Raw genomic sequence first — 13,003 nt, forward strand, 5'->3', positions numbered from 1 at the left:
CCCGCGGAGCGGGTCCCATTGCGCTGCGCGCAATGCAAGCGAACCCCCGTGCTGCGCACGGGGGTTGCGCTCCCGCGGAGCGGGAGCGCCTACTGACCGCTGCGCGGTCAGCCCATCTGCCTTGCTTCGCAAGGCAGATGACGCGCCGTCCGCTGCACTCTCTGAGCGATGGGGGCTACACCCCCCTGCGGTGCCTGCGCTGCGCTCCGAGCACCGTGTGGCGCTCCGCACCACGAGGCCGGCCCCGCTGCGCGGGTCGGCCCACGGGCCTGCGGCCCGAGCAGCAGCAAGGGGGCGGGCTGCGTTGCTGAAGCCCTCAGTCTGGTGCTTCAAATGAAGGGCTAGATTGATTCTGGAATGGAATCCTTGCTGCTCTTGAAGTGGGCTGCGTAGTTCTGCACAGCAAAATACTTCACTGTCCTGTGATTGGCGCTCCGAAGTTCGTAGACAAAGTCCCTCGGAGTCGGAATTCCTACAATCGAGAGAAGAGTGGCTAGAATTGGATTCTGAGTGAATGCTGAGATGGCTGCGAGAACATAGAGGACGGTGGAAAAAATTGTGTTGCAGTAGTTACGGTAAAGGAAGGAGATGTGGGCAGAGTTCATTTTGGGTCCTATTCATTGGTGGTTGTGTGTTCATTCGAAGAGATTCCTCCTCGACTTCCCGATTTTGGGCAAAAAAATAAACCCTCATTCTGTGAGGGTTCGTGGGCAGCATTTCATTTCCTAGCTACCGAACATTGCTCCCCCTTCCCCTGCTTTGCCAGCGATTCCATTGCCGGCGTTGTACTGCTCGCTGGCCTCTGCCAGCTGTTCTATGCACTGCTCAAGACTTTTGGTAATCGGTTGGATACTCATTGTGTCCTTTCTGGGGTACAGTAAAGCCGAAGGGAGCCTGCCCTTCGGCTTCATACATAGCGGTGCGTGAAAGCTGTCGCACATACCTCTCAGTGCTTCGTGATGCTGTTCTTACAGTTTAATGACTGCTGGTGTGATCGTCAATAGCGACTGACCTGCGGTCGCACGCCGCGGGCATGCGGTGAGGGTGCCACTGATAAACACTGTACACGCTTTTCTCTATGCTGCAAGAGGCGCGCGTTCGAGTACGCTCGTCTGGTGCTTCCCTGGCCTCTCGACGAGGTACGGCATTTATAGCAGCCTTCTTCATGACTGGCAATACTCGTCAATTCTCGGCGGCTCAGGGGAGGTTTCTCGGGGGCGGCGGCGAGGACACAGTCTCGCGTATGGGGGTCGCCGAGCGCGGGGGCGAGGTGTCCGGTCACCTGCAAGGGCGTCGCAGGGCAGGTGACCGGGCATCAGCTGACGGTCCGGCTTCTGGCGGCTGTCCGGTCAGGCGGGCAGCTCAGGGAGGCGGTACTCGTACTTGCGGGGCCTGAGGTCGTTCTCGGCTGGCTCCCAGTCGGGGTAGTGCGAGACCGTACCGCCGCTGGGGGTGTAGGGATTGGTAGCGGTGTCCACGCGGATGTCGCTCACCACATACAGGTCGACGGTGTTCTCCTTGTCCCGGGCGTGGAGGACCTCGTTGATGGTGAGCTCGACGCTGGTGGCGGCGCCGGTCGTGCCCTTGACCTCGACGTGGCGTTCCTCCGTGCCCCGGATGCAGCGCAAGTCGTAGGGCTTTCCGAGCTTCTCGACCGTCCATCCCTGCCGCTGGTAGTGGGCGGTGGCGAGCTGTTCGGCGTGTTCCTCGATGGCCTTGCGCTTCTTGGGATCGGAGATGTACCCGGCGCCGCGGCGGCGGCGCTGGGGCTTCTTCTTGCCTTCGACCTGTTCGGCGGTGAAGCCCGGGGACTTGTCCAGGGGGACGTCTTCGGGGTCGTCGGGGTCGAAGGGGATGCCGGCGAGTTCCAGGAGGCGCTGTGCGGGCATCTGGACGAGCTTGCCCATGCCGCGGTCGGTGCCTGAGCGGCGGATGGCGTCACTGCCGGCCTCACTCAGAGGGCCTTCGGGACCGAGCGGGACGTCCTCCAGCTTGGCCAGCGGCTCGATGCCGAAGCGCTGAGGGTACTTCAGGCGCCGTTCAGCCTCCTCGTCAGGCCAGTGCCAGGCGTGGCCCGTGTAGAAGCCGCCGCGGACCTGGAAGAGGTACAGGGTGGCGGTGTTGTGCAGCCAGTCCTCGAGCTGAACTCGGGGCGAGGCACCGGTGGCCAGGACGGCGAACTGGGGGCGGGCGTCCTCGTACTCGGGCTTCTTCTCGGGAAAGCCCCAGGAAAGGGTGTCGATGCCGTGCTCGAGGTTGCGCTGCGACTCGGTGCTCTGGCCGACATGCACCATGAGGAACGTCGAACTCTTCATGCAGGGCATCATAAGCATGCTCTTATCGACTGGTCGATAGGTTCTCACGCTTTGGTAGCCTACCTGCCAGTGATCCGGCCGCTGGCCAACTACAGCTCGTCCAATGCTTGTTGAGGCGGCATCAGCAGTATGAGTACCTGGTGTCAGTCGGGCCGCTGGTCGCTGTGCAGTAGTTCGTAGAGGCATTGGGGGAAGCACGTGTCTGAGCAGGTTCCGAGTCCGGGTCCGGCCGATGCCGGCCCGCGCGGCCTGGATCGCGGGCAGACGCCGGTATCCGGGGAGCCGGCGGTGCAAGGGCCAGTCTTATGTGTGGCCGCGGCCCGGGTCGGTGACATCGCCGCATCCCTGGAGGACGCGGCGTTCATCGGCCGATGCGCAGCCCGGTATCGAGCTGCCGGCTTTGGGACGCTTGATCCTGCGGAGGAGAGGAGCTGGCGTAACAGCTGGCCGCCCTTGTTCGAAGCGTTGATGGGGGCCGGGCTGAAGGATCTTCAGGTGTACCTGGAGTACGGCACGCCGGGCGGTGGGCGGCGCCTGGACGCGCTGCTGGTCGGCGCCAGCCCGGGCGGGGCCCTGGGACTGGTGGTCGTGGAGCTCAAGCAGTGGCAGACCTGCCGCATCCTCGACACCGACCGGGTGATGCGCACCGACGGCCTAGTGACGGCTCATCCGGTCCATCAGGTCGCTGCTTACCGCAGCTTCTTCCAGCACTGGCGCCCACAGGGCGCGCCGGAGCTCGAGGTGCGTGCGGTGGTGGTGCTGCACAATGCCACTGCCGCCGAGGGAGCCGCCCTGTTTGCCGGCGCCGGTGCGGATGTCGGTGTGCCGGTCCTGACCGGTAAGGAGTTGTCCCGGTCTGGTGAGGCGCTGGCGCGGCTGCTGTGCTGTGGAGACCTGACGGCGCCGGGGGCTGGGCAGGTGGAGGAGTTCGAGAACATTCGGTGGCAGCCCTCGAGCCGGCTCCTGGACCATGTCGGTGCCGACCTGGAGGGCAACAGCGCGTTCGCTCTGGTGGGCGATCAGCAGGATGCGTTCGTACGGGTCCGCCAGGCCGCAGCCCGTCACCTGCCCGGCCGCGGTCAGGACACGGCACCGGCCGGAGGCGGTGAAGGCGCGATCATCACGGTGAGCGGCGGGCCGGGCAGCGGCAAGACCGCTCTCGCCGTGCGGTTGCTGGGCCGCCTCATGCGCGCCCATCCCGCGACCCGTCCCCGCTTCATCACCCCCTCCGGCACGCTGCGCGCCCACCTCCTGGACGCCGTCCGGGACCACGGCGCGGCCCGCGAGCTGTTTCCGTCGGCCGGCTCTCTGCGCAGCATCGCCCGCCAGGCAGGGGCGCTCGTCATCGACGAAGCCCAGCGCATCAAGCGAGGCGGCGCGGCCGGCCTGCCGCCGGACCTGGCCGCCGTGATCCAGCACGTTCCCCTCGCCGTCATCTTCCTCGACGAACGGCAGATCATCCGCCCCGACGAAGGCACCACCGTCGAGGAGATCCGCACAGCCGCCCACGCCCTGGGCCGCCCCCATCACCACCTGGAACTCACCGGCTCCTTCCGCTGCAGCGGCTCTGCCGCCTACACCGTGTGGGTCGACAACCTGCTGTATGGCACACCCCAGCCATGGACCGGACACGCCGGCTACGACCTGGGGCTGGCCGACGATCCCTTCCAGCTCCAGGACTGGATCGACCAAGCCGACAACCATGAGCACACCGCCCGCACCACCGCCGGATTCTGCTGGGAGTGGACCCGCACCCGACCCTCCAGCGCCACCACCCTCCCCCTCGACATCAGCATCAATGCGCCCAGCACCACCCCGGGCGGCCCACCCCGGACCTGGCGCGCCGCTTGGAACGCCTCGAGCGCACTCACCGACCCCGACGACGGGCGCCTGATCGCCCCCCACAACCAGCTATGGGCCAGCCACACCGGCGGCCACCAGCAGATCGGCTGCATCTACACCGCCCAAGGCCTCGAATACCACCACGCCGGCGTCATCATCGGCCCCGACCTCACCTGGAAAGACGGCCACTGGGACGCCCACCCCGGAGAGAGCCACGACACCGCGCTGCGCCACCTCACCCCCGAGCAGTACCTCCCCTACGCCCTCAACACCTACCGCGTCCTGCTCACCCGCGGCACCCACACCACCCGCATCCACGCCACCGACCCAGACACCCACCACCTGCTGCAGACCCTGGTCCACGCAAACTGACACCACACAACGAAGCGGCGCCGGACTCCAGGGAGTCCGGCGCCGCTTCGGGCGTCTACACCGTGCAGGTCAACTACTTCTTGTCGTGGCGATTACCGACCACCACGTGAACGAGCGGCAGGAGCGCGACCACCACGACCAGCGCCGCCAGCCCGTACCAGGGCATCACGACGTCCACGGAAAACTTGAGCAGAGCGACGGGGCCGACCACGGAACCGACGAGCCCGAGGACGCGGGTCGCGGCGTTGATCATCTGGCCCGCGTTGGCGCCGGGGACACGCATCACGGTCTTGAAGTTCGTCTTGGTGACCTCGATCGTCACCTCAGCGCCGCTGGTGGGCGCCTCCTCCTGGACGACCGGCGTCGTCGAGATCTGCACCGCGGCCTGCGCCGACGGCTGCTCGACGTTCGCGACCTGCACGAGGTTGTTGTTCATGGGCTGGGGCCCTCCTAATGAGCGGCGACCGAACTTGCGCACCGTGAATCGGCGCGCGACAAAGCTCGATCAGTCCCCGGCCAGCTGCTCGTTCCTACGTCACGTAGAAGACGAAGCCGCGGGCTCGACATAGCCCGCGCGACTGCTGGCGAGGATTAAGCCGCATTTAGGACCCTCTCGATCAACTCTGGTACAGGAGACGGCAGTTGCCGCAGGGGTAAACCTAGCACACTCCGACCGTCACCGCACCATCTCGTCACCACATCGGTGACCGAACTTTCGGGCCCCTCTCATCGGCGCCAGTCGGGCGGGCGACCGGCAGACGGTGGGGCACAGCCGTGTCCGTGCGGCCGTGCTCCCCCTCAGCACTCCAGCGGGCGCCACTCCCCCCAGGACACTTCGGCACTCATAAGCCCTGCCCCTGCGGCGCCCGCCGATGACGCGAGGCGCAAGGACGGACAGACGCATCCGGGCAGGGTCTGCGACCGTGAAACGCACGTCACGGCACTAATGGAGCACCAAAGTGGTGGCTTTTCGGTGTAGCAATGGCATGATGGAGGGGCAAGGGGTGTCTGCGGGCATCCGACTTCCCACCCCCCAGGGAGACCGACATGGCTCGCCAGACGGACCAGATCCATGCCGTACGGACGGACAACGAACGCTTCACGGTGACCCTCATCGCCACGGCAGCCCAAGCCGTCAGCACCCTCATGCGGATCACCGGCCTGTCCAAGACCGACGTCATCAACCGGGCCGTCCAGGTCTACGCCTTCCTCGCCCAGCAGATGGCCGACGGCAAGGAGATCCTCCTGCGCGACGAAGAAGGCAACACAGAACGAGTCCACATCGTCTGAGCAGCACCATCACTTCCCGGTTGCCGGAGAAACCCAGGACCAGCAGCCCAGCCTCCCAGCCCCACCCCCGAAGGCAGGACATGCCGCACCCCCAGCTGCGCCCGCACCAACGGGAAGCAACCGACGCAGTCCTACGCGCCCTGACCCTCCCTCCCAGCACGCACGCACCCGGCCAAGGCCTGCGAACTCAGGTGATCATGGCTACCGGGTCCGGGAAGACCTTCGTAGCGGTGCGCAGCGCGCAGGAGCTCCGGGCGGGCCGGGTTCTGGTGCTCGTGCCCTCGCTGGATCTGCTGGCCCAGACGGAGGCCGCCTGGCGTGAGGGCGGTCGCACGGGGCCGATGATCGGGGTCTCGTCCTTGCGTGGAGACGAGGTCGGCTTCCCGAACAGCACGGACGTGGACGAGCTGGTCGCCTGGGTGCGGCCCTTCGACCGCGTCACGGTGTTCGCCACGTACGCCTCGCTCGGGCTCGGCACGCTCGAGCGCGCGCACGCTGCGGGCCTGCCGGGCTGGGATCTGATCGTGGTCGACGAGGCGCACCGGACCTCCGGCCGCATCGGCAAGCCCTGGGCGGTCGTGCACGACAACACCCGAATCCCGGCGCTGCGCCGGCTCTACATGACCGCCACACCACGGCTGTGGCAGCTGGACGAGGACGTGGAGGCTTCGCCGGGCGTGCCGGGTGAGCTGGTGGCGTCGATGGAGGACGATCCGGATGGTCCGTTCGGGGCCCGGTGCTACACCCTCACCCTGTCCGAGGCGATCGACCGGGGGATCTGCGCGCCCTACCAGGTGGTGTGCCTGGACATCACCGACACCCAGCTCCAGGCCGCGCAGCTCCTCGGCGCCGAAGCACGCTCGGACCAGGTGCGTGGGGCCCGTCTCGCCGCGCTGCAGACCGCGCTGTTGAAGGCGTCCTCGGAGGAGGACTTCCGGCGCACCCTCGTCTTCCACCACGTCGTCAAGGAGGCCGAAGCCTTCGCAGCCGGCCTCCCCCAGGTCGCCGAGCAGCTGCACGCCAGTGACCCCGAGCAGTACCCGCGCACCGTCTGGGCCGACTGGCTGTGCGGTGACCATCGGGCAGACCACCGCCGACGTGTGCTCGGTGAGTTCGCCGCCGGCATCACGACCGACGGCGCCGTCGTCGAGAAGAGCTTCCTGGGCTCGGTGAAGGTACTCGGCGAGGGTATCGACACCCGCGAATGCGACTCCGTCTACTTCGCCGACGTCCGCGGCTCCATGCCCGACCTCGTCCAGGCCGTCGGCCGCGCCCTACGCCTGCACCCCGGCCAGGGCAAGACCGCCTCCCTCGTCGTCCCCGTCCTGCTCGGCCCCGGCGAGACAACCGACAACATGCTCACCAGCCGTGCCTACGGCGGCTTGGCCAAGCTCCTGGAAGCGCTCAGAGCGCACGACACCCGGGTGGTGGAACAGCTCGCCGAACAGCAGGCCCGCAGCCGTGTCCGCGGTGTCCAGAGCCGCAGCGGGGCAGAGGAAGGCGAGGGAGGCGCGAGCGACCGAAGCGACCGTCTATCGATGCCGGCCAGGGAACTGCTCAAGTTCTCCACCCCGCGGGACCCCGCGCAGCTGGCAGCGTTCATCAACCTCCGCGTCCTCAAGCCCGAACACGCCCACTGGCGCCGCGGCATCGAAGCCGCCACCCTCTACACCCGCCACCACGGCGACCTGCGCGTGCCCTTCACCTACCGCGTCCCCCGCGGGGACTTCAACGGCCAGGAGGCGGAGACCGAGGAGTGGCCTGCCTCGCTCGCCGCCTTCCCGCTCGGACAGTGGATCGCCGACACCCGGCGCCTCCACGCCCGCGGCCGTCTGGACTCCGGCCGCATCGCCCAGCTGGAGAAGCTGGGCATGGTCTGGTCCCACTACGACGTCGCCTGGGAACAGGGCCTGGCCGCCGCACGCGGATGGGCCGCCGAGACAGGCCACCTCCTGGCACCGACGGATGCCACCCACCAGGGCTACCGGATCGGCATCTGGCTGAAAAACCAGAGGGCCGCCGCCCGACGAGCGCAGGCGAACGAGCAGCGGCGCGCCGAGGAGCTGCCCGTGGAGTCGTCGGCCGGGGCGCTGTCCGAGGAGCGGCGCGCTCAGCTTGAGGACATCGACCCGGCGTGGTGCCCGGCCTGGCCGGTGGAGTGGCAGCGCGCCTTCCACCTCGTCCGGCTCCACCTGGAGGCCGGCGGTGAGCTGCCCATTGAGCCGGGCGAGGTCGTGCACCAAGGCGAGGACCTTGGCCGGTGGGTGCGCTCGATCCGGCACGGCTGGGACAGCCTCACCACCGTCCAGCAGTGGATGTGTGAGCAGGTCCTCGGGATCGAGCCCGCGGCCGAGGACGAGAAGCCGCCCCCGCGCCGTACGCAGGCCGACAAGTGGGCGATGAACTACGCGGCCGCCCGCCAGTTCTACGAGCGCGAGGGGCACCTAGGGGTGCCGAGGAAGCACGTCGAACGGATCGTCGTCAGCGGGGACGGCGACAGCGGCGAGGACCAGGAGGAGCGGCAGCTCCGACTTGGTGCATGGATCGGGAACCAGCGGAGCAGGGCCGCGACGCTTTCCCCGGAGCGAGTGGAACAGCTGTCCGCCATCGGGATGCGGTGGGTGTAGGTGGCGACAGTTCGGGGCGCGGCATCTACCCAAGGCAGATGCCGCGTTCTGCTGTTATACAGGTGGCTCCCATACTAGAGTTCTGGCATGGCAAAGACGCCGCGCATGACGCTCCAGACTCAACTGGTGCTGCGGACCCTGCTGGAGAGCCCTGGCGAGGCCCGTTACGGTCTAGAGCTCTCCCAAGCAGCAGGCCTTCCCACCGGCACCATCCATCCCATCCTCGCCCGCCTGGAGAACGCAGGCTGGCTTGAGTCCTTCTGGGAAGACCAGGGCGAGATCGAGAAGACCGATCCGCCCCGGCCCCGCCGCCGCTACTACCGCTTCACCCCAAGTGGTGCCGAGTCCGCCCGCGTCGCTCTCGCTGCCGCCTACCAGGGGGGCGCTACCTCTGCACGCCTCCGCCCTGCTGAAGGCCTGGGGAGTTGAGGCTGAGATGTACGGCGCCGGCAACGAGGCCAGCGAAGCAGTCGTCCCCTGGTTAGTGATCCGCCAGGACGACAACGGCAACCGGTACCGGGTGGGCCGGTACGCCACCCGGGACGAAGCCCAGAAGGTCAGCGAAAGCCTCAACACCCGCGGCGATCGGCAGCTCTACCGGGTGGAGGACGTGAGTTGTGCCAACACAGGTCTCAGCGCCGACCACTCTGACTCTGGGCGGGGCATCGTGGGGGGCCACGCCTCGGGCGTCCGTCGGTCGCTCGGGCAGATACCGCCCCCAGCTGAGGAATCCACCGAAAGTGCCGGGGAAGAGCCCACGCACGGCGCAAAGGACCACACGGGTCGGCGCCTGCAGCGGGCACGGCCTCTGTTCGAAGCCCTCGCTCACATCCTGCCTGCGGACGCCCGCGACCGCTGGTGCGAAGAGTGGATGGCAGAGTGGGCCGACCTTGGTGAACGACCTCTGCGCACGCGGATGCCCTGGCTACTGCGGGTCACCCTGCGCAGCGGACCGTCCTGCGCCTGGACCCTTCGCTTCGCAACGCGCCGGCAGCGTGTCCAATGAGGTCCCAGGTAGCAGGAGCCACCGCAGATACCCCGTCACTCCTCCGCCAGCGCAACACGGTTGATCACCTGCGGTTGTCGGACCGCACATGCACGCGCCTAGAAAGGCGGTTCGTCAGAGTAGCCACCAGTGGCCGGGGTATTCGGGGCCGGCTTGGGCGTGGTGGCCCACGGATCATCCTGCGGGGGCTGCGTACGAGTACCACCCCACCCCGAGTTGGATGGCGCGGGCGGGACAGGCGCCGGGACGTTCTCCGGTTCGACTCCATCGATGTCGTCGTTCAACAACTCGCGCAGGCGCTCCCTGCAGGTGGTCGGATCGTCATCGTGCCAGTTGTCCGATTCCTGCCAGCGCCTGCGGTCAGGGTCCTGACCACCGATCTCGCACAGGGCTCGCAGGACCGCGTCGACTCGCTCCCACGTGCTGATCGTCTGCCCCTTGAGGAGCCGGCGGATGGTTTCCCGGCTTACAGGAAGCGGATCCTGCATAGAACTGGTCGTTGCTGCGATGCGGGCGGGTGTAGGACGCCCTGCTTCCTTGAAGTGGATGAACAGCTCGGCTACAAATTCACGCCTGGTCCCATCAGGCAGGTCGGCTTTGCTCGGCATCCGCAGCATCTGAGGCATCCGCCAACTCTGGCACGCTTCAACTCAGTTCGACATGTGATTCCTCATGAATGCTCGGCAGGACACCCCATGTGAGCCCGGGATTGCGCATGTTGATGCCACAAAGACCTGCAAGGACCTGAGTAGAACCACGTTGGCGTCTCGTTGACGCAGAGGGAATTCTTTCAACAATCCACTGTTTCCGCTGGTCAGAGCGGGTTTCGAGGTGCTTTCGTTGGTTCTCGTTCACCCCGCGAGACGTCGAAAATCTCAATGAGTGGACAACGGCACGGCTGTCGCCGGAAACGGCGACGGCCCCCTGGTGGGCAGGGAGCCGTCCGCAGAAGACCGAACATCCCCGACGAAGGAGAAGCTCATGTCCAAGCCCGAGCGTACGGGCAACAGCCCGGACCCGGAACCCCTCGCAACGCCCGAAGGGGGATCATCGAGGACCCGGTGGGCCAAGTACGCCCGGCGGCTGCGCAACGAGGCTGGCCTGCATCTGATCCGAGGGGCCGCAACCGCGGTCGGCGGCGCCATCGTCGCGTACGGCAGCCTGTGGATCCAGTCGCGCTGATAGCCGGCAGAGGGACCGGAGCATGGCCGACGGAAGCCTCTGCGGTCGGCCCGCTACGGGCGATCCTCGAGCCGAGCAAGCAGGCCGGCGGCGGTGGCGACGGCCGCGATGGCGTCAGCGCGGGTCCAGGTGAAGTTCTCGGTGGTGCCCGCGTCGTCGTGCGGTGCGCCGCTAAACAGGGCCTAGGCGCTTTGGATGAGTACCGCCCAGCGCTCCTCCTGGTCCCGCTCCCCGGCCTTCTTCTGCACCGCCTGGTCATGGAGCTTCTTGGTGTTGCATGCCTCGCGTACGGGATCGAGGGCTGCTCGGGCGAGGGCGACGGCGTGCTCGTACCGTCCGTCGCGAATCGCGGTCTTCGCTTCTCGGATCCGTCGTGCGCCGGTGGCACGGGCACGGGCCTCCACGGTGGTGACCGGGATGAGGACGTCGACGAAAGCGCCGGCATCGAGCTGGGTGAGGGCGTTGCTCCACGTCGCGTGCGGGATGTGGATGATCTCCTGGTCCTGGGCGACGGGCCAGTGCTTCGTCTCTGCCAGGGATAGTGCCGCGCAGGCCCCCGGGGGGCGAGGGCGACCGCGCAGCGGGGCGGGCAGCGCCGTCGCCTCGCGCGGCGTTCCGTCTCGTCCGTGCCGAGCACCAGCAGCAGGTGATGCAGGGCAGGGTTGCGCCGCTAGCCCTGTAGCGGTCTAGGGGCCGTCATTCAAGGCCTAAGAGCCGGGAGATTTGCAGGTCAGAGCACTTGAATGAGCCTTTCTCCATGGGCAGCGTTGAGGCCGCCGCCGGGGGGCTTGCGCCGCTAACCACCCGCTCCTGCACTCTTCAGCACCGTCAGATCCGCTGCCTGCGACCTAAGGGCTGGGACTGCTGCACACTCCGCCCCGCACACGCACCACGCGCGCGCCGCCCTCCGAGCCCGAAGGACTCCGCCATGACCATCCGCCAGGCCACCCGCCGCCTCTTCGCCTGGACCGCCCCGCCACTCAGCTTTGGCGCCCTGGCTCTGGCCGCCAAGTCCTCTGTGGGCTGGCCCGCGTGGGTCGTCGTGCTCGGCGCCGCGATCGGCGGTGGTGTGAGCACCGTGGCGAGTGTCCTGCCAGCGCTTCTGCCGCAGAAGTCGGAACATCGACGTGACGTGTGGCGAGACTGGCTCCACCACCGGGAGCGCATGGCCCGGCTACGCATCACCGCGACGGCCGCTAAGGGCCCGCACCCGCTGCGCGACCCAGCAGCCGTCGACACCCACACGGACGACGAGCGGGGTGGAGCCCCAGATACGCTCAGGCAGCGGCCGAAATGATCAGCGGTGTTGAAGGCCGTCGTGGCGCGAGCCAATGTGGGTTCAGATTCCACGCCCACCACCAGACGAACGGCCTCTGACCGGGTGAAACGGTCAGAGGCCGTGGGATTGTCCGAGCAGGTTTCCCCTACTGCTCGTAAGGGTTGAAGCACTTGAGCGCGGCCCAGCCGTAGATGACCTTGCGGTCCTTGCGGACCACCTTGCCGTAGATCCAGGCCTTGTCCACCTTGATGTCCTTGTAGCCCTTGTAATCCACCTTCGTGCCGTTCATGAGGTCGCCCTTGTAGGCGACGCCATTGACCTTCGCACTGGTGGTGGCCTTCGCTCGTATGTTGACCGAGCTACACGTGGCCTTCAGCTTCCAGGTGGAAGCTGCCGAGGCAGACCCGGCACTCAGCCCCAGCGCCCCTACCGCGAGGGCGGAAGCGCTCATGACGGCCACCAGGGACCTCTTCAGCATTGCCGTGCTCCTTATCGACTATCGACCTCGGCTGTCCACAGCACGGGAAGCCGACCGTGTCCGGTCGTCCGCGTGGACAGACGCGACTGCCTAGTAAACCCCCGTGAGCAGGCCGATTTTCGTCAGGCCGTCGACAATCTTTCGACAGCTCGTCTACAGCTTGACTCGTGTTCTGCTCGGTCAGGTTCCGCGACGGCAAGGGTAGTTGGCGATGCCTACGCGTCGCGTGAACGGGGTCTCAAGGTCGACAGCGCATCATCCGTGACGCTGATCGAGCGGGCGTCGCGATAGGTGCGACCGGTGCCGATGGCTGCCTTGCTCAGCGCCGTTCTCGCACGCGCGGCAGGCAGCCCGCGCGACGTGACCACCACCGCAGACAGTGCCACCATCACCGCCCAGGACCGCTCCCAGGGCCGGGTCGAGCCGGTACACGCGATGAACGAAGCCACGAATCCAGAGGGGCACAAGCGCTCCCTGCCGGGCCGACCTCCAGGCATCCGGGCGGACAGCTCCCGATTCACCGACCGCCAGCGCCGGGTGATCGAGGTCATCAGGGACTCCGTACAGCGTCGGGGGTACCCGCCGTCGATGCGGGAGATCGGCCAGGCCGTC

At 67.2% G+C, this 13,003-nt stretch carries 12 protein-coding genes and 1 pseudogene; 8 read left to right on the forward strand and 5 right to left on the reverse strand.

Going from position 1 to position 13,003, the window contains the following annotated elements; translation table 11 throughout:
- Positions 1 to 1,349 precede the first annotated feature (1,349 nt).
- A complete protein-coding gene (locus tag ACZ7FF_RS44165) occupies positions 1,350 to 2,315 on the reverse strand; it encodes a protein NO VEIN domain-containing protein (RefSeq protein ID WP_470820316.1) in 966 nt (321 codons plus the stop codon).
- A 198-nt stretch (positions 2,316 to 2,513) separates the two neighbouring features.
- Between ACZ7FF_RS44165 and ACZ7FF_RS44170 the strand changes: the two genes are divergently transcribed.
- Positions 2,514 to 4,529, forward strand: a complete 2,016-nt coding sequence (locus ACZ7FF_RS44170) for a DNA/RNA helicase domain-containing protein (RefSeq protein WP_470820318.1) — start codon at positions 2,514 to 2,516, stop codon at positions 4,527 to 4,529.
- A gap of 73 nt (positions 4,530 to 4,602) precedes the next feature.
- Here ACZ7FF_RS44170 and ACZ7FF_RS44175 read toward each other — a convergent pair whose 3' ends face one another.
- Entirely contained in the window at positions 4,603 to 4,965 is a 363-nt protein-coding gene (locus ACZ7FF_RS44175) for a hypothetical protein (protein WP_470820320.1), read from the reverse strand.
- A 611-nt stretch (positions 4,966 to 5,576) separates the two neighbouring features.
- Here ACZ7FF_RS44175 and ACZ7FF_RS44180 point away from each other — a divergent pair.
- The 4 genes and pseudogenes from ACZ7FF_RS44180 to ACZ7FF_RS44195 form a co-directional block, all read left to right on the forward strand.
- Positions 5,577 to 5,819 carry a hypothetical protein gene (locus tag ACZ7FF_RS44180; RefSeq protein WP_470820321.1) on the forward strand — a complete coding sequence of 81 codons (243 nt, stop codon included), beginning with the start codon at positions 5,577 to 5,579 and terminating at the stop codon, positions 5,817 to 5,819.
- Between the two features lie 80 nt (positions 5,820 to 5,899).
- Positions 5,900 to 8,446: a helicase associated domain-containing protein gene (locus ACZ7FF_RS44185; protein ID WP_470820323.1), complete on the forward strand. Its 2,547-nt coding sequence runs from the start codon at positions 5,900 to 5,902 to the stop codon at positions 8,444 to 8,446.
- Between the two features lie 87 nt (positions 8,447 to 8,533).
- Entirely contained in the window at positions 8,534 to 8,875 is a 342-nt protein-coding gene (locus ACZ7FF_RS44190; RefSeq protein ID WP_470820324.1) for a PadR family transcriptional regulator, read from the forward strand.
- A gap of 7 nt (positions 8,876 to 8,882) precedes the next feature.
- Positions 8,883 to 9,059, forward strand: a pseudogene (locus ACZ7FF_RS44195) (SPOR domain-containing protein); the annotation flags it as partial.
- 491 nt (positions 9,060 to 9,550) lie between these two features.
- On the opposite strand, the gene ACZ7FF_RS44200 reads toward ACZ7FF_RS44195, so the two are convergent.
- On the reverse strand, positions 9,551 to 10,078 hold the full coding sequence (locus ACZ7FF_RS44200) for a hypothetical protein (RefSeq protein ID WP_470820325.1): 528 nt from the start codon (positions 10,076 to 10,078) through the stop codon (positions 9,551 to 9,553).
- Positions 10,079 to 10,433: 355 nt separating this feature from the next.
- Between ACZ7FF_RS44200 and ACZ7FF_RS44205 the strand changes: the two genes are divergently transcribed.
- Entirely contained in the window at positions 10,434 to 10,634 is a 201-nt protein-coding gene (locus ACZ7FF_RS44205; protein ID WP_470820327.1) for a hypothetical protein, read from the forward strand.
- A gap of 182 nt (positions 10,635 to 10,816) precedes the next feature.
- Here ACZ7FF_RS44205 and ACZ7FF_RS44210 read toward each other — a convergent pair whose 3' ends face one another.
- Positions 10,817 to 11,038, reverse strand: a complete 222-nt coding sequence (locus ACZ7FF_RS44210; RefSeq protein WP_470820329.1) for a hypothetical protein — start codon at positions 11,036 to 11,038, stop codon at positions 10,817 to 10,819.
- 524 nt (positions 11,039 to 11,562) lie between these two features.
- Between ACZ7FF_RS44210 and ACZ7FF_RS44215 the strand changes: the two genes are divergently transcribed.
- Positions 11,563 to 11,931 (forward strand): hypothetical protein, encoded by a 369-nt coding sequence (locus tag ACZ7FF_RS44215; protein ID WP_470820330.1) that lies wholly within the window; start codon positions 11,563 to 11,565, stop codon positions 11,929 to 11,931.
- A gap of 127 nt (positions 11,932 to 12,058) precedes the next feature.
- Here ACZ7FF_RS44215 and ACZ7FF_RS44220 read toward each other — a convergent pair whose 3' ends face one another.
- The gene (locus tag ACZ7FF_RS44220) at positions 12,059 to 12,391 is read right to left on the reverse strand and encodes a hypothetical protein (protein ID WP_470820332.1); all 333 of its coding nucleotides are present in this window, start codon (positions 12,389 to 12,391) and stop codon (positions 12,059 to 12,061) included.
- 360 nt (positions 12,392 to 12,751) lie between these two features.
- Between ACZ7FF_RS44220 and ACZ7FF_RS44225 the strand changes: the two genes are divergently transcribed.
- On the forward strand, positions 12,752 to 13,003 hold a 252-nt coding region (locus tag ACZ7FF_RS44225; protein WP_470820333.1), incomplete at its 3' end, for a LexA family protein.

This window comes from Streptomyces sp. NPDC037126 (genome assembly GCF_055605965.1).